A 19,003-nucleotide genomic window follows, 5' to 3' on the forward strand; every position below is an offset into this window, starting at 1 on the left:
GGCCCTAACATGACGGGGACATGGGTGTTGTTTTTGGTATAAGGACGGGGGGCGCCCCCGCCCCCCCCACAAATGCCAGCAGTCAAACCGCATCCCGCGGCAACATCAACCCCAACGGCAACCGCACCCGCGCTTCCAGCCCGCCTCCAGACCGGTTGCGCAATTCAACATTGCCGCCATGCATCGAGGCAATCCGCTTCACGATCGCCAGCCCCAATCCGGTGCCTTTACCACCGCGAGCCCGATCTCCCCGGGTAAACGGATTGAAGATCGCTTCCAGCTCCGCCGGATCAATGCCCGCTCCACGGTCCATCACGCTCAGCACCACATACGGTGCACTCACGTCTCCGGACACATACGCCGCCACTTCAACCCCACTGCCCGCATGATGCAGCGCATTGCCAATCAGGTTGTTCAGCAAGCGCTTCATCGACACCCGACGCAACGGAAACGGCTGAATCGGTTCCAGACGCAGGCGCACCTTCTCTTCGTTCTGGTTGTACGGCGCGGCGACTTCACGCACCAGGTCGGTCAGGTCCACCTCTTCCACCGACTCGTCACGACCATCGCGAATGAACGCCAGGAACTGGTCGAGAATCGCATCCATGTCTTCGATGTCACGGACCATGTCGTCGGTCAGGTCGCTGTGGTCGCCCATCAACTCCAGTGACAAACGCAGTCGGGTCAGCGGCGTGCGCAAATCGTGAGACACCCCGGCCAGCATCAGCTCGCGCTCGCGGCCAGCCTGTTCGACGTCCTCGGCCATCTGGTTGAAGGCGCGGTACACCTCGGTCATCTCGCTCGGCGTATCGCTGATGGGCAGGCGCACGCTGCGACCCTGGCCGAGTTGCCTGGCGGCATAGACCAACCGTTTCAACGGTTGATTGAGCTGGCTGACGAAGATCCACGCCGAGGCGGTGGACAACAAGCCGATGGCGAGGAACCAGCCGAGCACGTTCCAGATTTTCTGGCCACGCAACGGATGCGGATACAGCGGCACCTTCAGCCAGCCATCGCCCAGGCTCGGCGCCCGAACCCACAGCGCTGGCGGGGAATGCATGCGCAGTCGCACTTCGGTGTCGGCACCCAGTTCCGCCTGCATCTGCCGCTGATAGATTTCGCTGTAAGGCCAGTGCTGCTCGCCTTCCGGCACGCCAGTGCCCACCACTCGTATCAGGGTCGCGGCTTCGGCAATCTTGTCGCGGTTGTTTTCATCTGCCGCCCAGTAGGCGCGTAGCGTCAGGGCGACGCCGTGGCTGTATTGGCGGTCCACCAGCACGTCTTCGTTCATCAGCAGATAAACCAGGGTCAATGCCTTGGAGAACAGGACGACGATCAGCACCAGCCACAGGGTGCGGGAGAAGAAACTCTGGGGGAACCACACGGGGGTTTTCATGGATAACCGCTACACACTTGCAGGAGCGAGCGATGCTCGCATATTGCGGATCGCGAGTCTGCGGACAACTTCATCCGCAAGACCCGCTCCTACAAATCGCCGATCACTTGGTGGCGGCGCCGTCCGGAACGAACACGTAGCCCACGCCCCATACCGTCTGGATGTAACGCGGTTTGGATGGATCGGGTTCGATCATCCGGCGCAAACGGGAAATCTGCACGTCGATGGAACGCTCCAGCGCATCCCACTCGCGGCCACGGGCCAGGTTCATCAGCTTGTCGCGGGTCAGTGGCTGACGCGCGTTCATCACCAAAGCCTTGAGTACCGCAAACTCTCCGGTGGTGAGCATGTGCACTTCGTCGCCGCGCTTGAGTTCGCGGGTGGCCAGGGACAGTTCGTAGTCACCGAAGGTCACGCTTTCGTCTTCGCTGCCCGGCGCGCCTGGCACCGGCGCCGCCTGACGGCGCAGGACCGCCTTGACGCGAGCCATCAGCTCGTCCGGGTTGAACGGCTTGGCCAGGTAATCGTCGGCGCCCAGTTCCAGGCCCTTGATGCGGCTCAGCTCGTCGCCCTTGGCGGTGAGCATGATGATCGGAATCTGATTGTTCGCGCCACGCAGGCGGCGGCAAGCGGTCAGGCCGTCTTCGCCGGGCAGCATCAGGTCGAGGACGACCAGGTTGAACACTTCGCGGGCCAGCAGGCGGTCCATCTGTTCGGTGTTCGGTACCGCGCGGGCGCGATAGCCTTTGCTGACGAAAAAGCGTTCCAGCAGGCTGCTGAGCCCCGGATCGTCGTCAACGATAAGAATTTTTTCGCCTTCAGCAATGTTTGCAGTGCTGCTCATTGGATGCTCCTTTGATCTCGGCGCGCATTATGGCGTAGCTGCCGTTATACGCACCGTGTGCATTGTTAGCAGATTTTTCCTTCACCGCCAGAAATCCGGGCATTGTGCCTACAGCCTGCGATGCCCCCCGAATGACCGAACGCTGGTTATAATGCGCGGCCTTTTGTGTCAGGCAACGTCTGATCGTTGCTGCGGTGGCCGCTATTTATTTTCATGGCTGCGGCAGTAAATGTTCGATTTCACGGGTCAACGGGATGCCTGTTGACCCAGGTAGCGGCGCAGGCCAGGCCGCTCAACCAGACTCGCCGAGCCTTTATCTCCGCGCCCGCGAGCCTGCTTTCACAATTTGTCAGGTGGTTTTATGGACAGCATCAACAGCCGCATCGCCGAGGAACTCGGCGTACGCCCACAACAGGTCGAAGCGGCCGTCGCGCTACTCGATGAAGGCTCTACCGTTCCCTTCATCGCCCGTTACCGGAAAGAAGTGACCGGCAGCCTCGATGACATCCAGTTGCGTCATCTGGAAGAGCGTCTGCGCTACCTGCGAGAACTCGACGAACGGCGCATCAGCATCCTCGCCAGCATCCAGGAACAGGGCAAGCTGACTCCGCAACTGGAACGCGATATCAAGCTCGCCGACACCAAGACCCGCCTCGAAGACTTGTACCTGCCGTACAAGCAAAAGCGTCGTACCAAGGGCCAGATCGCCCTGGAAGCCGGCCTCGGCGAGCTGGCCGACGGTCTGTTCAACGACCCGACCCTGAACCCGGACACCGAAGCCGCCCGCTTCATCGACGCCGACAAAGGCGTGGCCGACGTGAAGGCCGCCCTCGAAGGCGCCAAGTACATCCTCATGGAGCGCTTCGCCGAAGACGCCGGCCTGCTGGACAAACTGCGCAACTACCTCAAGCAGGAAGCGACCCTCAGTGCCCGCGTCATCGCCGGCAAGGAAGAGGAAGGCGCCAAGTTCCGCGACTACTTCGAACATGACGAACCGCTGAAAAGCATGCCGTCGCACCGCGCGCTGGCGATTTTCCGTGGCCGCAACGAAGGCATCCTCAGCTCGGCGCTGAAAGTCGGCGACGAATTGCCAGGCACCATGCACCCGTGCGAAGGCATGATCGGCCAGCAGTTCGGCATCCAGAACCAGAACCGCGCCGCTGACAAATGGCTCGGCGAAGTGGTGCGCTGGACCTGGAAGGTCAAGCTCTACACCCACCTCGAAACCGACCTGCTCGGCGAGTTGCGCGATGGCGCGGAAACCGAAGCGATCAACGTATTCGCGCACAACCTGCACGATTTGCTGCTGTCGGCGCCGGCCGGCCCGCGCGCCACCCTGGGCCTCGACCCGGGCTTGCGCACCGGTTGCAAGGTTGCGGTGGTCGACGCCACCGGCAAGCTGCTGGACCACGCCACGGTTTACCCGCATGTGCCGCACAACAAATGGGATCAGACCCTGGCGATTCTCGCCGCGCTGTGCGCCAAGCACTCGGTGGACCTGATCGCCATCGGCAACGGCACCGCCAGCCGTGAAACCGACAAGCTGGCGGCTGAGCTGATCAAAAAATACCCAGCGATGAAAATGACCAAAGTCATGGTCTCCGAGGCCGGTGCATCGGTTTACTCGGCGTCGGAACTGGCTTCCAGGGAATTCCCGGACCTCGATGTGTCGATCCGTGGCGCGGTGTCGATTGCCCGTCGCTTGCAGGACCCGCTGGCCGAACTGGTGAAGATCGATCCGAAATCCATCGGCGTCGGCCAATACCAGCATGACGTTTCGCAGCTGAAACTGGCGCGCGGCCTGGACGCGGTGGTCGAGGACTGCGTGAACGCCGTGGGCGTTGACGTGAACACCGCGTCCGTGGCGCTGCTGGCCCGTATCTCCGGCCTCAACGCCACCCTGGCGCAGAACATCGTCAGCCACCGTGACGAGCATGGCGCCTTCAAAACCCGTGCGGCATTGAAGAAAGTCGCGCGCCTGGGCGAAAAAACCTTCGAACAGGCCGCCGGGTTCCTGCGTGTGATGAACGGCGACAACCCGCTCGATTCGTCGGCGGTTCACCCTGAGGCCTATCCGCTGGTGCAGCGCATCGCCGCTGAAACCGACCGCGACATCCGCTCGCTGATCGGCGACGCCGCGTTTCTCAAGCGCCTCGATCCGAAGAAGTACACCGACGAAACCTTCGGCCTGCCGACGGTGACCGACATTCTGCAGGAACTGGAAAAACCGGGGCGCGACCCACGTCCGGAGTTCAAGACCGCCGAGTTCCAGGAAGGCGTCGAAGACCTCAAGGATTTGCAACCGGGGATGATCCTCGAAGGCGTGGTGACCAACGTGACCAACTTCGGCGCGTTCGTCGACATCGGCGTGCATCAGGACGGCTTGGTGCATATCTCTGCGCTTTCGGAGAAGTTCATCAAGGATCCACGGGAAGCGGTGAAGGCCGGTGACGTGGTGAAGGTGAAGGTCATGGAAGTCGACATCCCGCGCAAACGCGTCGGGCTGTCGATGCGCATGAGCGACACCCCGGGCGAGAAAATCGACGGTGCCCGTGGCGCGCGTCCGGGATCGGCGCCACGCCAGTCCCAGAACACCGCACCGCGCAAGGAAACCACGGCCGCGGCCCCGGCCAATAACGCCATGGCTTCGCTGTTCGCTAACGCCAAGCAGCTGAAGAAACGCTGATGGAACTCCCTGCCGGGGTGACCGAAAGCGCTTTTTTCAGGTTGCTGGGCTGTCGCTTGCACAGCCTGGAAACCGGGGTGGCGCAAGTTGCCCTGGCACTTGAGCCGGAGTTGCGCAATCGCGGCGGCAAGCTGCACGGCGGGGCCTTGTTCAGTCTGGTGGACATTGCCATGGGACTGGCGTGTTCCAGCGCCCATGGCTTTGACCAGCAGAGCGTGACCATCGAATGCAAGATCAATTACATTCGCGCCGTGTCGGACGGTGAAGTGATGTGCACGGCGCGGGTGATCCACCCGGGCCGCCGCACGCTGGTGGTCGAGGCCGACGTGATGCAGGGCGACAAACTCGTCGCAAAAGCACAAGGCACGTTCGCTGTCCTGTAGCTAGAAGTCATCGATTTGAGTTAATTTCGGCGCTGTGACCGCAGCGCCGAAGTTTCCTGTGGGAGCGGGCTTGCTCGCGAAGGTGGTGGGTCAGTCAGCATGATGTTGTCTGACCCACCGCCTTCGCGAGCAAGCCCGCTCCCACATTGATTGCGTTGATCCGTTACAAAACCAGGCGATAACGCCAGTTTCAACTTCACCCTTGTAGACCGTCTTGCCCACCCCCATATTGGGGCGACTGACGCGTGAAGGAATCCAACTTGAGCGAACTTCTCAACCGCCGCCTGGCTCTGCTCGGCGAGCGCGCTAACCTCTCTCTGCTCGAACAGTGCCTTCACGGCATCGAACGTGAATGCCTGCGCGTGACCGGCGAAGGTCGCCTGGCGCAAACGCCGCACCCGGAAGAATTGGGTTCCGCGCTGACCAACGAACAAATCACCACCGACTATTCCGAGTCGCTGCTGGAGTTCATCACGCCCGCGCTGCCCGACCCGGCCGATACCCTGGCGAGCCTGGACAAGATTCACCGTTTTGCCTACAGCAAGCTCGGCAACGAGTACCTGTGGAGTCCATCGATGCCGTGCCCGTTGCCGGCCGAGGAAGATATCCCGATCGCCTACTACGGCACCTCCAACATCGGTCAGCTCAAGTACGTTTACCGCAAGGGCCTGGCCTTGCGTTACGGCAAGACCATGCAGTGCATCGCCGGGATTCACTACAACTTTTCCCTGCCGGAGCAACTCTGGCCGCTGCTCAAGGCAGCCGAAGGCTTCGTCGGCACCGACCGCGACTATCAGTCGTCGGCCTACATCGCGCTGATCCGCAACTTCCGTCGCTACAGCTGGTTGCTGATGTACCTGTTCGGTGCTTCGCCGGCGCTGGACGCCGGTTTCCTGCGCGGTCGTTCGCACCAGCTGGAACAACTGGACCCGGACACCTTGTACCTGCCGTACGCCACCAGCCTGCGCATGAGCGACCTGGGTTACCAGAGCAATGCCCAGGCTGGCCTGACACCGTGCTACAACGATCTGTCGAGCTACACCGACAGCCTGCGTAAAGCGGTGGCCACGCCGTATGCGCCGTATGTCGAAATCGGCACGCATAAGGACGGTGAGTGGGTTCAGCTCAACACCAACATCCTGCAGATCGAGAACGAGTACTACTCCAACATCCGCCCGAAACGCGTGACCTACACCGGCGAGCGGCCGATCCAGGCGCTGATGGCCCGTGGCATTCAGTACGTTGAAGTCCGCTGCCTGGACATCAACCCGTTCCTGCCGATGGGCATTGACCTCACCGAGTCGCGCTTCCTTGACGCGTTCCTGCTGTATTGCGCGCTGAACGACAGCCCGTTGCTGACCGATAACTCGTGCGGAAATGCATCGTCGAATTTCCTCAGCGTGGTCAAGGAAGGTCGTCGTCCGGGCTTGCAATTGCAGCGCGAAGGCCAACCGGTTGACCTGAAGGAATGGGCCGGCGAGTTGCTGGAGAAGATTGCGCCACTGGCGGCGTTGCTGGACCAGAGCCATGGCGGCGATGCCCACAACAAGGCGCTGGATGCGCAACTGGCCAAGGTCAAGGATCCTTCACTGACGCCGTCGGCCCAGGTGTTGGCGGCAATGGCCGAACACAAGGAAAGCTTCAGCCAGTTCTCCATGCGTCAGAGCCAGGCCCATGCGGCGTATTTTCGCAGCGAGCCATTGAGCAGCGACGAGCAGGCGACCTTTGAAGCGCGGGCGCGTTCATCCCTGGCTGAGCAAGTGGAGCTGGAAAAGAACGAAGTCGGCGATTTCGATGTGTTTGTCGGGTCGTATCAGGCGAGCATTCTGGCGATCAGCAACTGATCCTTGAAGGTCCTGCGGACCTTATCGCTAGCAGGCTAGCTCCCACAGTGGATTTTCGTGTTGGCACAGTTGTGTTAACAACTTAACCCCTGTGGGAGCTAGCCTGCTAGCGATCGACCGGAAAGCGGTCGCTCTTAAAAATTTCCGCTCATAAGCTAATTCGAAAAGGTTATTTATTTTCGAATTCTTAGATCATTTAGTCTCCTTACACGCCGATCCTCGGTCGCCTGTTAAGGAGCTTCTCCCATGAAACTGCACTTCCCCCTTCGCCTCCTGGCGGCCGCGTCGCTGGCTGCGGCGAGTCTGTTTGCCCAGGCGGCTGACGTTACCGTCGCCTACCAGACCACCGTCGACCCGGCCAAGGTCGCCCAGGCCGACGGTTCTTACGAAAAAGCCACCAACGCCAGGATCGACTGGCGAAAGTTCGACAACGGTGCCGACATCATCGCCGCCATCGCTTCCGGCGACGTGCAGATCGGCTACCTCGGTTCCAGCCCGCTGACGGCGGCGATCACCCGCAAAGTCCCGGTCGAAACGTTCCTCATCGCCACCCAGATCGGCGCTGCTGAAGCCCTGGTCGCCCGCGACGGTTCCGGGATCAAGACGCCACAGGACCTGATCGGCAAGAAAGTCGCCGTGCCGTTCGTTTCCACCGGCCACTACAGCCTGCTCGCCGCGCTGAAGCACTGGAACATCGATCCGTCGAAAGTCACCATCCTCAACCTCGCGCCACCGGCGATCATTGCCGCCTGGAAACGCGGCGACATCGATGCCACCTACGTTTGGGACCCGGCGCTCGGCGTTGCCAAGGAAAACGGCAAAGTGCTGATCACCTCCGGCGAACTGGCCAAGTTCGGCGCACCGACCTTCGATGCCTGGATCGTGCGTAAGGACTTCGCCGAGAAGCACCCGGAAATCGTTACCGCGTTCGCCAAGGTCACCCTGGATGCCTACGCCGACTATCGCAAAGACCCACAAGCCTGGCTCGCCAATCAGTCCAACGTCGACAAACTGGTGAAGCTGTCCGGCGCCAAGGCCAGCGACATCCCGCTGCTGTTGCAGGGCAACGTCTACCCGCTGGCGGCTGACCAGGTGATCACCCTCGGCGCGCCAACCACCAAAGCCATCACCGACACCGCGGTGTTCCTCAAGGAGCAAGGCAAGGTCGAGGCCGTGCTGCCGGACTACGCGCCGTACGTCAGCGCCAAGTTCATCACCAACTGATCGGGAGTTCATCGCGATGGCTTTGCTACAGCTGGAGCGCATCAGCGCACAGTACCCCGGCAGCCCGGAACCGGTGCTGGCGGATATTTCCCTGACCCTGGGGCCCCAGCAGTTACTGGTTGCCCTCGGCCCGTCCGGCAGTGGCAAGACTTCGCTGTTGAACCTGATCGCCGGTTTCGTCGAGCCTAGCGCCGGGCGCATCACCCTCGATGGCGTGCCGGTCAAAGGCCCCAGCGCCGAACGGGGCGTGGTGTTCCAGGACGATGCCTTACTGCCGTGGCAAGACGTGCTGGCGAACGTCGGTTTTGGCCTGGAACTGGCAGGCGTCTCCCGGGAAAAACGTGAAGCCCGCGCCCGGGAAATGCTCGCGCTGGTGGACCTGTCCGGCTTCGAACATCGGCGCATCTGGCAGCTCTCGGGCGGCCAGAAGCAGCGCGTCGGCCTGGCCCGCGCGCTCGCCGCCGACCCGCGTGTATTGCTGATGGATGAGCCCTTCGGCGCCCTCGATGCGTTCACTCGCGAACAGATGCAGGAGCTGCTGTTGCAGGTGTGGCAGCGCACCGCCAAACCGGTGTTCCTGATTACCCACGACATCGAAGAAGCCGTTTTCCTCGCCACGGACCTGATCCTGCTGGCACCGAATCCGGGGCAAATCGTCGAACGCCTTAGCCTGGATTTCGGCCAGCGTTACGCCGCCGGTGAGTCGGCACGGGCGATCAAATCGGACCCGCGATTTATCGAAACCCGCGAACACGTCCTCGCCAAAGTGTTCTCCCAACGCAGCGCCGCCACGCGGCAGGAGCGCGCATGAGCAGCTATGAAATTCCCGCCGTCACAGTGAAACCGGTTTCGACCGCGATTCCGCTGCGGCGCAGTCTGAGTACCCGTTGGATCAGCCTGTTGACCCTGATCGCGCTGGTCGCCCTATGGTGGGCTGTGACCGCGACGGGCATGATCGAGCCGCTGTTCCTGCCGCCACCGTCGGCCGTGCTGCAAAAAGGCTGGCTGCTGGCGACCGCCGGCTACATGGATTCCACGTTGTGGCAGCACTTGGGCGCGAGCCTCAGCCGGATCGGCCTGGGCCTGGGTTTCGCGGTGTTGACCGCGGTGCCGGTGGGCATCGCGATCGGAGCCAATCGCATCGCTCGCGGTATTCTCGACCCACTGATCGAGTTCTACCGGCCGATTCCGCCGCTGGCCTATCTGCCGCTGATCGTCATCTGGTGCGGCATTGGCGAGCTGTCGAAAGTCTTGCTGATCTACCTGGCGATTTTCGCCCCAATCGCCATCGCCACCGCCACCGGCGTGCGCACCGTCGACCCGGCCAAGCTGCGTGCTGCCCAGTCGCTGGGCGCCACCCGGGCGCAGTTGATTCGCCATGTGATTCTGCCAAGCGCCTTGCCGGATATTCTGACCGGTGTGCGCATCGGTCTGGGGGTTGGCTGGTCGACGCTGGTCGCCGCCGAACTGATCGCCGCCACCAGCGGTTTGGGCTTCATGGTGCAGTCCGCCGCACAGTTCCTGGTCACCGATGTGGTGGTGCTGGGGATCCTGGTGATCGCGCTGATCGCCTTCGCCATGGAAATGGGCCTGCGCGTCCTGCAACGCAAACTGGTGCCATGGCACGGCCAGGCGCACTGAAGATTTGTCATTGACCATGCCGACAGCTCGGCACCCCCGGATTGAGAGAAAGACCATGAGCCACCTGACAATCACCCCCCTCAGCTCCGCGCTCGGCGCGCAAATCAATGGCATCGACATCAGTCAGCCGCTGACCCTAGAACAGCGCGATGCCATCGAGCAGGCGCTGCTCAAGCATCAAGTGCTGTTCTTCCGCGAGCAGCCGATCACGCCGCCGCAGCAGGCTCGCTTCGCCGCGAATTTCGGCGACCTGCACATTCACCCGATCTACCCGAATGTGCCGGAACAGCCCGAGGTGCTGATCCTCGACACCGCCGTCACCGACGTGCGCGACAACGCCATCTGGCACACCGACGTGACGTTCCTGCCGACCCCGGCGATGGGCGCAGTCCTCAGTGCGAAACTGCTGCCGGAGTTTGGTGGCGACACGTTGTGGGCCAGCGGCATTGCAGCCTATGAAGCGCTGTCCGCGCCGATGAAAAGTTTGCTTGAAGGGCTGACGGCCACTCACGATTTCACTCGCTCGTTTCCGCTTGAGCGCTATGGCAATACGCCGCAAGCGCTAGCCCAGTGGGAAGAGGCACGCCGAAAGAATCCACCGCTGTCACACCCGGTGATTCGCACCCACCCGGTAAGCGGGCGCCGCTCGCTGTTCGTCAACGAGGGTTTCACCTCAAGGATCAATGAGCTGTCGGACACCGAGAGCGAAGTGATTCTGAAGTTTTTGTTCGCTCACTCCACGCGGCCGGAATTCACCATTCGCTGGCGCTGGCAGCAGGACGACATCGCGTTCTGGGACAACCGCGTGACACAGCATTACGCAGTGGATGATTACCGCCCGGCGCGGCGGGTGATGCAGCGGGCGACGGTGTTGGGGGATGTGCCGTTTTTCCGCTGAACGCTCCATTGCATGCTCCGGCCTCATCGCCAGCAGGCTGGCTCCCACATTGGATCTGTGTACACCGGGCCATTTTGGGAGCAGCTGACTCCCACATTGGAATGCAATCCACCTGTGGGAGCTAGCCTGCTAGCGATAGCGATGTAACAGAGACCCGATATACCGGCGCCGGACACTTACTCAGCTGTCGAAGGCTTCTCCCACAAATTGATCCCGCCTTCCTGGGCAAACCGGTCAATCTCTGCCAGCTCCTCCGCGCTGAAACTCAAATTCTTCAACGCCCCGACGTTCTCGATAATCTGCTCCGGCCGGCTCGCACCGATCAGCGCCGAGGTTACCCGCGTATCGCGCAACGTCCACGCCAGCGCCAGTTGCGCCAGGCTCTGACCCCGACGCTTGGCAATCTCATTCAACCCGCGCACATGGGCGATGTTGGCCTCGGACAAGTGCGACGCCTGCAACGAGCCACCGCCCGGACGGTTGACCCGTGCGTCCTTCGGAATGCCGTTGAGGTATTTGTCGGTCAACAGCCCTTGCGCCAACGGCGTGAAAGCAATCACGCCAGTGCCGAGCTCATCAGTGACGTCCAACAGGTCTTTTTCCACCCAACGATTGAGCAGGTTGTAAGCCGGTTGGTGAATCAGCAACGGCACTTTCCACGCTTGCAGCAACGCCGCCATCTCACGGGTTTTCACCCCGGAATAGGACGAGATGCCGATGTACAGCGCCTTGCCCTGTTGCACGGCAGTGGCCAAGGCACTGGCGGTTTCCTCCAGCGGCGTGTCCGGGTCGAAGCGGTGGGAATAGAAAATATCCACATAGTCCAGACCGAGGCGTTGCAGGCTCTGATCGAGGCTGGCCAGCACGTATTTGCGCGAGCCGCCGCCCTGCCCATAGGGCCCTGGCCACATGTCCCAACCGGCCTTGCTGGAGATGATCAGCTCGTCGCGATACTGCTTGAAATCTTCGCGCAGCAAACGACCGAAGTTGATCTCGGCGCTGCCGTACGGCGGGCCATAGTTGTTGGCCAGGTCGAAGTGGTTGATCCCCAGATCGAACGCCGTGCGCAGCAACGAACGCTGGGTGTCGATCGGCGTGCTGTCGCCAAAGTTGTGCCACAGGCCCAGCGACAGAGCCGGCAGCACCAAACCACTGCGACCGACGCGGCGGTAAGGAATGGAGTCGTAGCGGTTTTCGGCAGCGGTGTAGGTCATCGAATCCTCTCTTGTCTGTCTTGAAGTTGGTATCGACTGCTTCGCAAGTGGCCCAGCATACGCCGAGACAAACGCCGATAAACCTCGGACTGGAGAAAATGCTGAAACGTTTCACAGATTCTCAGGATGATCGTTCCCACGCCCTTTGGAACGATCTGCGAAACCACATCTAGCGCGCCTCCGCAAACACCTCCCCCAACCAATCCACAAAGACCCGAACCCGTGGCGACATGTGTCGGTTGTGGGGATACAGGACGGAGACCGGCATCGGTGGAGGGGGCGTGTCGGTCAGGACTTCCTTCACCAGGCCCTGGTCGATTTGGGTTTCCATTCGATAGTGCGGGCACTGGATCAGGCCCAGGCCGGCGAGCGCCGAGGCGGCGTAGATTTCGGCGCCGAAGACTGACAATGCGCCTTCGATGGCGACTTCCTGCACGGTCCCGTTGACCATGAATTCAAATGGAAACTGCTTGGCGGTGGTGCGCGAGACGTAGTTCACCGCGCGATGATGTTTCAGGTCTTCAAGGGTTTTCGGCTCGCCGTATTTGCGCAAGTAAGACGGGCTGGCGCAGGTGATCTGGCGCAGGCTGGCCACGCGTTTGCCGATCAGCGCCGAATCGCTCAGCGTGCCCGCGCGCAGCACGCAGTCGACGCCTTCGGTGATCAGGTCGACGAAGCGATCGGACTCGCTGATGGACAGTTCGATCTGCGGGTAGCGTTCCATGAACTGCGGTAACGCGGGGATCACGAAATTTTTCGCCAGTGTGCCGTGCAGGTCGACGCGTAATCGGCCTTTCGGTGCGCAGCCGCGAAAAGCCAGTTCGGCTTCCTCCAGTTCTGCGAGCAATTGCACGCAGCGCAAGTAGTACGCCTCGCCGTCCAGCGTAGGCCGCACCTTACGCGTGCTGCGTTCCAGCAAACGGGTGCCGAGCCAGGCCTCGAACTGGTTCAGCGTGTGGGTCAGGGTGGCCCGGGGCAGGTTCAGGTCTTCGGCGGCTAAGGTGAAGCTACTGCGCTCGTAGATCCGCACGAATGCTTTCATTGCTTTGACTTGATCCACGGGGCCCCTCGATTGTTGGCGCTTATTGAACAGTCAAGGCAACTCTCATGCATTTATCGGCCCGAGTAAACATGTGAATCTGGCTTTACCCCAAGCCATCATCTGTAAGGAACCATCACCATGACCGGACAAACCTTTAAAGTTGCCATCGTGACTGGCGCCTCCCGCGGCATAGGCGCCGTGATCGCCAAACAGCTCGCCAGCGAAGGTTTTGCTGTCGCCATCAATTACGCCAGCAGCGCCACCGAGGCGTCGGCCCTGGTGGTCGAGCTGCGCCAGGCCGGTCATCAAGCCATCGCGGTCAAGGCTGACGTCGCCAATGCCGATGACGTGCGCCGGCTGTTCGACGAAACCGAAGCGCACCTGGGCAAGGTCGATGTGCTGATCAACAACGCCGGCATCCTCAAGGTTCTGCCACTGGCGCAGCACACCGACGAGCTGTTCGAGCAGACCTTCAACATTCATGCCCGCGGCACCTTCAACACCCTGCGCGAAGCGGCCACGCGCCTCAACAGCGGCGGACGGATCGTCAACTTCTCCAGCAGCACCGTCGGCCTGAACCTGCCGGGCTACGCGGTGTACATCGCCAGCAAAGCGGCGGTGGAATCACTGACGCAAGTGTTCGCCAAGGAAATGCGCGGTCGCCACATCACCGTCAACGCCGTCGCACCGGGCCCGGTGGCGACCGACCTGTTCCTGCATGGCAAGAGCGAAGAGCAGATCCAGAACTTCGCCAGGATGGCGCCATTGGAACGCCTCGGCCAGCCGGAAGACATCGCCCGTGTCGTGTCTTTCCTGGTCGGCCCGGATTCGGCGTGGGTCAACGGACAAATCCTGCGCGCCAACGGTGGGTTGGTTTAACTATGCTCGATTCAGACAGGTAAATCAGCGAAGCCGCCATCGCTGGCAAGCCTGCTCCCACAGGTTTCTGCGTCGGATGATGATTTCGTGAACGACGCAAGCCCTGTGGCAGCTGGCTTGCCAGCGATGACGGCCTCAACAGCAATACCGATCTGGAAAGAGGAACGCGCCATGCACACCACCATCATCATCTTCTTCGGCCTGGTCCTGCTGGCGCTGATGCTGTTCATCGGCGAGAAAATCGGCTTCAGCCGCCAGACACTGACCTACAGCTTTATCGTCCTTTGGCTAGCCCTGACGATGATCAACGGCGCCATCGGCGTGGTCACTGCCGGCCAGCCCGTGACGACGGAACTGGTGGTCGGCAGTATCGTGTTTGGCGTGCCGGTGGCGGCGCTGGTGCTGTTCATGGTGTTGAGCACGGAAGCCTGAAACGTCGATCCCCGATCAACGCACCAGATGCAGAAACTGCATATGCCGCTCGTACTGATCGAGGATGTCGTTGATCACCTGCTCCTTGGTGTAACCCACCAGATCGTAATCCTGGCTGCCCTCGCTCAGATGCACTTCGGCCCGGTAATAACGACGATTGTTGAGTTCCTTGGAACCCATGCCGCCACGGGCGAAGGATGGGGTGAAGTAGCCGCGCATCTGCACCTGATAGATGAACGGATGCTGCTCACCGTGACCGATTTCCAGGCTGACGCTGTCGTTCGCCGGGTCCGGTTGAGTCACCACGTTCAAGCCCTTCTCGACGAACACGGCGGTCACTTCTTCGATCGCCGGACGCACCGTGGTATCGAGGAAACGATAGACCTCGTCCCGCGACGGGAAATGCACCGCCTGACTCAAGCGCTGACGCCAGCCGCCCCGTCGTGAACCGGACACCGGCGCCAGGGAATGCAACTGCGCGATCTGCTTCTGCGACTCCAGATAGAACGCCTTGTGCAGCCCCCACATCATCAGCAGCAGAATCAGCGAAAACGGCAACGAGGTCAGCACCACCGCCGACTTCAGCGCATCGATGCTGCCGGAGAACAGCAGCGCACTGGTCACCAGCGCGGTCATCGCGCCCCAGAACACCCGCAGCCATTTCGGCCCGTCTTCATCCGGGTTGCCGCCCTTGGCGGAGAGCGTCGACAGCACCACGGTGCCGGAATCGGCCGAGGTGACGAAGAACACGAAGCTGATGAACACCGTCACCGCGATCACGGTTTTGCTCCACGGGTAGGTTTCCAGCAGCAGGTACAAGGTCATCGACGGGTTATCGATGGCCGACATGCCGAGGGCGCTCATGCCGTGATTGAGCACTTGATCGATGGCGCTGTTGCCGAAGATCGACATCCACGCCAGGGTGAAGCCGAGCGGAATCAACAGCACGCCGAAGACGAACTCGCGAATGGTCCGGCCACGGGAAATCCGCGCGATGAACAGGCCCACGAACGGCGACCACGCGATCCACCAGGCCCAATAGAACACGGTCCAGCCACCCAGCCAGTCGCTGGGCTTGTCGTAGGCGTAGAGGTCGAAACTCTTCATCGGCAGCGCGCCGAGGTAGTCGCCGATGTTCTGGATCAGGGTGTTGAGCAGGTGTTGCGTGGGCCCGGCAAACAACACGAACAGCAGCAGCGCACAGGCCAGCAGCATGTTGATGTCGGACATCACCCGCACGCCTTTATCGACGCCGGACACGGCAACGATGATCGCAGCGCCCATCATCAGCGTGATCAGGCCGACCTGAATCCACTGGGTATGCGCAATGCCAAACAGGTAGTCCAGACCGGAATTGAGGTGCAACACGCCGAAGCCCATGTCGGCCCCCAGGCCGAACACCGTGGCGATGATGCCAAAGCCGTCCACGGCGTAACCGATCGGGCCGTTGATGCGCTTGCCAATCAATGGATAAAGCGCCGAGCGCAGAGCCAGCGGAAGATTGTGGCGATAAGCAAAATAAGCCAGCGCCATACCGACAAAGGCAAACACGCCCCAGCCGTGCAGGCCCCAGTGCAGAAACAGAATCTGCATCGCCTGGCGCGCGGCATCCGCGGTGCCAGCCTGGCCTTGCGGCGGCTGCGCCAGATGGGTCAGCGGTTCGGACACGCAAAAGAAGAACAGCGTGATGCTGATCCCGGCGGCGAACAGCATGCCCGCCCAGGACAGGTAACTGAATTCGGGTTCGTCGTGGTCGGCACCGAGCTTGATCTTGCCGTAGCCGGACAAGGCGGTGACCACCACGAAGACCAGATACAGGGACATCGCGAGCATGTAGTACCAGCCGACCGTGTTGGCCGCCCAGTTTTGCGCTGCCAGCAACCAGGCACCGGCCTGTTCCGGCAGGGCGATCACAACGATGCCGAAGAGCAGGATGAAGGTCGCGGCGAAGTAAAACACCGGCGGATTCATGCGGACCTGGCCGCTGGCGGGGGTGGACGGTGCACTCATGAACGGTGCGCCTCAAGGGGATGAAACCGGGCAATCAGTAACGGACTCGGCAAGGGCAAGCCTCCTGTTGTGAGCGGGCAGCGAACCGGCGGTTTAACTTGAATGAGCGTTCAATTTAAACATGGATAGGCGGCTAAGGACTAATCGCAGGGCTCGGCGGTACTGTTCGTACGCTAGCTCAAGGATGGGTATGAGGCGGGATTTTGCCGGATTCGTTCATTCGGAAATCAGCGATGCTGTTGGTGGCATTCGGCTTGAAACCATTCGCGAGCAAGCCCGCTCCCACATTGGTTTTCTGTCGTAGGCACATTGCGTGTCCGACACAAATCAATGTGGGAGCGGGCTTGCTCGCGAAGAGGCCAGCTCAGTCAATCGAGATTCGAGATTCCGGATCTTTACTTCTGCGTCCCATCATCATGCTGCAGATTCGCCTGCGTCAGGTTGCACCCCGCCGGCACACTGCGGGTCAGCCAGACGTTGCCGCCAATGGTCGAGCCCTTGCCGATGGTGATTCGCCCCAGGATCGTCGCGCCGGCATAAATCACCACGTCGTCCTCGACGATCGGGTGCCGGGGGTGGCCCTTCTGCAACTGGCCGTCTTCATCCGCCGGGAAACGCTTGGCACCCAGGGTCACAGCCTGATAAATCCGCACCCGCTCGCCGATGATCGCGGTCTCGCCAATCACCACGCCCGTCCCGTGATCGATGAAGAAACTGCGACCGATCTGCGCTCCCGGGTGAATGTCGATACCCGTCGCCGAGTGAGCGATTTCGGAACTGATGCGCGCCAGCAAAGGCAGCCCGGCACGGTACAAATGGTGGGCGAGACGATGGTGAATCACCGCCAGGATTCCCGGGTAGCAGAGCAACACCTCATCGACGCTGCGGGCGGCCGGGTCGCCGTGATAGGCCGCCAGCACATCGGTGTCCAGCAGGCTGCGCAATCCCGGCAACGCGAGGGCGAAATCCTGGATGATCGAAATGGTCTTGGCCTCGACCTCGGTGTCGGCCTCGGCGCTGTGGCGGGCGGCGTAGCGCAGTTCCAGGCGCGCCTGGCCCAGCAACGCGTTCAGCGCCACGTCGAGGGTGTGCCCAACGTAGAAATCCTCGCTCTCCTCGCGCAGGTCCACCGGGCCAAGGCGCATCGGGAACAACGCACCGCAGAGCGCTTCCAGAATCTCCGCCATGGCCGCTCGCGAAGGCAATTCACGCCCGCCCTGTTCGCCGCTGACCCGGCCGTTCTGCGTACGCCACTGATCGCGCGCCTGGCGCAGCTGGCTGACGATGGTCTGCAATTGCCAATGGCTGGAACGCTCGCTCACGGTAAAAACTCCACACGGGCGGCCGGACTGTCTGGCCGCGCTGACGGCGATTACTTTACGGCAAGCGCTGGAAGCCGAATTAAGAACTGATTGTGCTGTGCTCAGCACTTTTCGATATAAGCAATTGCCGGTTGCCCGCCCTTATAGCCGTGCCTATAGTCCTGACATCTCCCACGCCAGTACGGACCCATGATCAAACAACAGCTCGCCCGTTTCGACCGCCTCGACCTGCTCAGCCACCCGACCCCCCTGGAAAAACTCGAACGCCTGTCGACGTGGCTGGGCCGCGACGTCTACGTCAAACGCGATGATCTGACGCCATTGGCGATGGGCGGCAACAAGCTGCGCAAACTCGAATACCTCGGCGCCGATGCCCTGGCCCAGGGCGCAGACACACTGATCACCGCCGGCGCGCTGCAATCCAACCACGTGCGCCAGACCGCCGCCCTCGCCGCCCGGCTCGGCCTGGGATGCGTCGCGCTGCTGGAAAATCCCCTGGGCACGGACGATGCCAACTACCTGGGTAACGGCAATCGACTGCTGCTCGACCTGTTCGATGCCAAGGTCGAACTGGTGGAGAACCTCGACAACGCTGACGAGCAGCTGGAAGCGCTGGCCGCGCGCCTGCGCAGCAACGGCAAAAAACCGTACCTGGTACCGATCGGCGGCTCGAATGCGTTGGGCGCGTTGGGTTATGTGCGGGCCGGGCTGGAACTGGCCGAGCAGATCAAGGACACCGGCCTGACGTTCGCCGCCGTCGTCCTGGCCTCGGGCAGCGCTGGCACCCACAGCGGCCTGGCGCTCGCATTGAGCGAAGTCCTGCCGGCTCTGCCAGTGATTGGCGTGACGGTGTCGCGCAGCGATGAAGATCAGCGGCCTAAGGTCCAGGGCCTGGCCGAGCGCACCGCGGCGCTGCTGGACGTGAGTCTACCGGCCAGTTTCAAGGTCGAGTTGTGGGACGAATACTTCGCTCCGCGCTATGGCGAGCCGAATGCCGGAACGCTGTCGGCGGTCAAGCTGGTGGCCAGCCAGGAAGGCTTGCTGCTCGACCCGGTGTACACCGGCAAGGCCATGGCCGGTCTGCTCGATGGGATCGGGCGTCAGCGTTTTGATGAGGGGCCGATTATTTTCCTGCACACCGGTGGAGCGCCGGCGTTGTTTGCCTACGATTCAGCATTCTGAGAACGC

The 19,003-nt window shown here is 61.6% G+C and carries 17 protein-coding genes; 10 read left to right on the top strand and 7 right to left on the bottom strand.

The features are described from left to right. Positions 1–82 precede the first annotated feature (82 nt). Positions 83–1,396: an ATP-binding protein gene (locus NTD84_RS19800; protein WP_262168872.1), complete on the bottom strand. Its 1,314-nt coding sequence runs from the start codon at positions 1,394–1,396 to the stop codon at positions 83–85. 103 nt (positions 1,397–1,499) lie between these two features. Beyond that, positions 1,500–2,240 (bottom strand): two-component system response regulator OmpR, encoded by a 741-nt coding sequence (gene ompR / locus NTD84_RS19805; protein WP_064675389.1) that lies wholly within the window; start codon positions 2,238–2,240, stop codon positions 1,500–1,502. A gap of 361 nt (positions 2,241–2,601) precedes the next feature. Here ompR and NTD84_RS19810 point away from each other — a divergent pair, with 361 nt between their 5' ends. From NTD84_RS19810 to tauD, 7 genes are all read left to right on the top strand, one after another. Continuing rightward, positions 2,602–4,926, top strand: coding sequence for a Tex family protein (locus NTD84_RS19810; RefSeq protein ID WP_262168876.1), 2,325 nt, complete (start codon positions 2,602–2,604; stop codon positions 4,924–4,926). Then, entirely contained in the window at positions 4,926–5,309 is a 384-nt protein-coding gene (locus NTD84_RS19815; RefSeq protein ID WP_262168878.1) for a PaaI family thioesterase, read from the top strand. The genes NTD84_RS19810 and NTD84_RS19815 overlap by 1 nt, the downstream gene beginning before the upstream one ends. Before the next feature lie 260 nt (positions 5,310–5,569). Next, positions 5,570–7,153: a glutamate--cysteine ligase gene (gene gshA, locus NTD84_RS19820; RefSeq protein WP_262168881.1), complete on the top strand. Its 1,584-nt coding sequence runs from the start codon at positions 5,570–5,572 to the stop codon at positions 7,151–7,153. Between the two features lie 246 nt (positions 7,154–7,399). Further along, positions 7,400–8,377 (top strand): taurine ABC transporter substrate-binding protein, encoded by a 978-nt coding sequence (gene tauA, locus NTD84_RS19825; RefSeq protein WP_262168884.1) that lies wholly within the window; start codon positions 7,400–7,402, stop codon positions 8,375–8,377. 16 nt (positions 8,378–8,393) lie between these two features. Then, positions 8,394–9,188, top strand: coding sequence for a taurine ABC transporter ATP-binding subunit (tauB, locus tag NTD84_RS19830; RefSeq protein WP_262168887.1), 795 nt, complete (start codon positions 8,394–8,396; stop codon positions 9,186–9,188). Continuing rightward, complete coding sequence (gene tauC, locus NTD84_RS19835) at positions 9,185–10,018, top strand: taurine ABC transporter permease TauC (RefSeq protein ID WP_262168889.1); 834 nt, start codon at positions 9,185–9,187, stop codon at positions 10,016–10,018. The genes tauB and tauC overlap by 4 nt, the downstream gene beginning before the upstream one ends. A 55-nt stretch (positions 10,019–10,073) precedes the next feature. Next, complete coding sequence (gene tauD, locus NTD84_RS19840) at positions 10,074–10,916, top strand: taurine dioxygenase (RefSeq protein WP_262168893.1); 843 nt, start codon at positions 10,074–10,076, stop codon at positions 10,914–10,916. Between the two features lie 176 nt (positions 10,917–11,092). On the opposite strand, the gene mgrA is transcribed toward tauD, so the two are convergent. After that, positions 11,093–12,130 carry an L-glyceraldehyde 3-phosphate reductase gene (gene mgrA, locus NTD84_RS19845; protein ID WP_262168895.1) on the bottom strand — a complete coding sequence of 346 codons (1,038 nt, stop codon included), beginning with the start codon at positions 12,128–12,130 and terminating at the stop codon, positions 11,093–11,095. A 169-nt stretch (positions 12,131–12,299) separates the two neighbouring features. Continuing rightward, positions 12,300–13,190, bottom strand: coding sequence for a LysR family transcriptional regulator (locus tag NTD84_RS19850; RefSeq protein ID WP_262168898.1), 891 nt, complete (start codon positions 13,188–13,190; stop codon positions 12,300–12,302). A 120-nt stretch (positions 13,191–13,310) separates the two neighbouring features. Here NTD84_RS19850 and NTD84_RS19855 point away from each other — a divergent pair, with 120 nt between their 5' ends. Next, positions 13,311–14,051: an SDR family oxidoreductase gene (locus NTD84_RS19855; protein ID WP_262168901.1), complete on the top strand. Its 741-nt coding sequence runs from the start codon at positions 13,311–13,313 to the stop codon at positions 14,049–14,051. Positions 14,052–14,062: 11 nt separating this feature from the next. Here the strand turns inward: NTD84_RS19855 and NTD84_RS19860 are convergent, their stop codons facing one another. Continuing rightward, positions 14,063–14,224, bottom strand: coding sequence for a hypothetical protein (locus NTD84_RS19860; RefSeq protein WP_262168903.1), 162 nt, complete (start codon positions 14,222–14,224; stop codon positions 14,063–14,065). Here NTD84_RS19860 and NTD84_RS19865 point away from each other — a divergent pair. After that, positions 14,223–14,483: a hypothetical protein gene (locus NTD84_RS19865; RefSeq protein WP_262168906.1), complete on the top strand. Its 261-nt coding sequence runs from the start codon at positions 14,223–14,225 to the stop codon at positions 14,481–14,483. The two genes, NTD84_RS19860 and NTD84_RS19865, sit on opposite strands and share 2 nt — an antisense overlap. Positions 14,484–14,498: 15 nt before the next feature. On the opposite strand, the gene betT is transcribed toward NTD84_RS19865, so the two are convergent. Further along, positions 14,499–16,454 (bottom strand): choline transporter BetT, encoded by a 1,956-nt coding sequence (gene betT, locus NTD84_RS19870; RefSeq protein ID WP_262169099.1) that lies wholly within the window; start codon positions 16,452–16,454, stop codon positions 14,499–14,501. 434 nt (positions 16,455–16,888) lie between these two features. Next, entirely contained in the window at positions 16,889–17,815 is a 927-nt protein-coding gene (epsC, locus tag NTD84_RS19875) for a serine O-acetyltransferase EpsC (protein ID WP_262168909.1), read from the bottom strand. A 189-nt stretch (positions 17,816–18,004) separates the two neighbouring features. Here epsC and NTD84_RS19880 point away from each other — a divergent pair, with 189 nt between their 5' ends. After that, on the top strand, positions 18,005–18,997 hold the full coding sequence (locus NTD84_RS19880; protein WP_262168911.1) for a D-cysteine desulfhydrase: 993 nt from the start codon (positions 18,005–18,007) through the stop codon (positions 18,995–18,997). Positions 18,998–19,003: the final 6 nt, after the last annotated feature.

Source organism: Pseudomonas sp. 14P_8.1_Bac3 (assembly GCF_025466085.1).
In the GTDB taxonomy this organism is placed as follows: Bacteria; Pseudomonadota; Gammaproteobacteria; order Pseudomonadales; family Pseudomonadaceae; genus Aquipseudomonas.

What these genes read in the sequence shown, in the direction of transcription:
- NTD84_RS19800 (WP_262168872.1), bottom strand. Translation starts at nt 1,396, where the DNA reads ATGAAAACCCCCGTGTGGTTCCCCCAGAGTTTCTTCTCCCGCACCCTG.
- ompR (WP_064675389.1), bottom strand. Translation starts at nt 2,240, where the DNA reads ATGAGCAGCACTGCAAACATTGCTGAAGGCGAAAAAATTCTTATCGTT.
- NTD84_RS19810 (WP_262168876.1), top strand. Translation starts at nt 2,602, where the DNA reads ATGGACAGCATCAACAGCCGCATCGCCGAGGAACTCGGCGTACGCCCA.
- NTD84_RS19815 (WP_262168878.1), top strand. Translation starts at nt 4,926, where the DNA reads ATGGAACTCCCTGCCGGGGTGACCGAAAGCGCTTTTTTCAGGTTGCTG.
- tauA (WP_262168884.1), top strand. Translation starts at nt 7,400, where the DNA reads ATGAAACTGCACTTCCCCCTTCGCCTCCTGGCGGCCGCGTCGCTGGCT.
- tauB (WP_262168887.1), top strand. Translation starts at nt 8,394, where the DNA reads ATGGCTTTGCTACAGCTGGAGCGCATCAGCGCACAGTACCCCGGCAGC.
- tauC (WP_262168889.1), top strand. Translation starts at nt 9,185, where the DNA reads ATGAGCAGCTATGAAATTCCCGCCGTCACAGTGAAACCGGTTTCGACC.
- tauD (WP_262168893.1), top strand. Translation starts at nt 10,074, where the DNA reads ATGAGCCACCTGACAATCACCCCCCTCAGCTCCGCGCTCGGCGCGCAA.
- mgrA (WP_262168895.1), bottom strand. Translation starts at nt 12,130, where the DNA reads ATGACCTACACCGCTGCCGAAAACCGCTACGACTCCATTCCTTACCGC.
- NTD84_RS19855 (WP_262168901.1), top strand. Translation starts at nt 13,311, where the DNA reads ATGACCGGACAAACCTTTAAAGTTGCCATCGTGACTGGCGCCTCCCGC.
- NTD84_RS19865 (WP_262168906.1), top strand. Translation starts at nt 14,223, where the DNA reads ATGCACACCACCATCATCATCTTCTTCGGCCTGGTCCTGCTGGCGCTG.
- NTD84_RS19860 (WP_262168903.1), bottom strand. Translation starts at nt 14,224, where the DNA reads ATGGCGCGTTCCTCTTTCCAGATCGGTATTGCTGTTGAGGCCGTCATC.
- betT (WP_262169099.1), bottom strand. Translation starts at nt 16,454, where the DNA reads ATGAATCCGCCGGTGTTTTACTTCGCCGCGACCTTCATCCTGCTCTTC.
- NTD84_RS19880 (WP_262168911.1), top strand. Translation starts at nt 18,005, where the DNA reads ATGATCAAACAACAGCTCGCCCGTTTCGACCGCCTCGACCTGCTCAGC.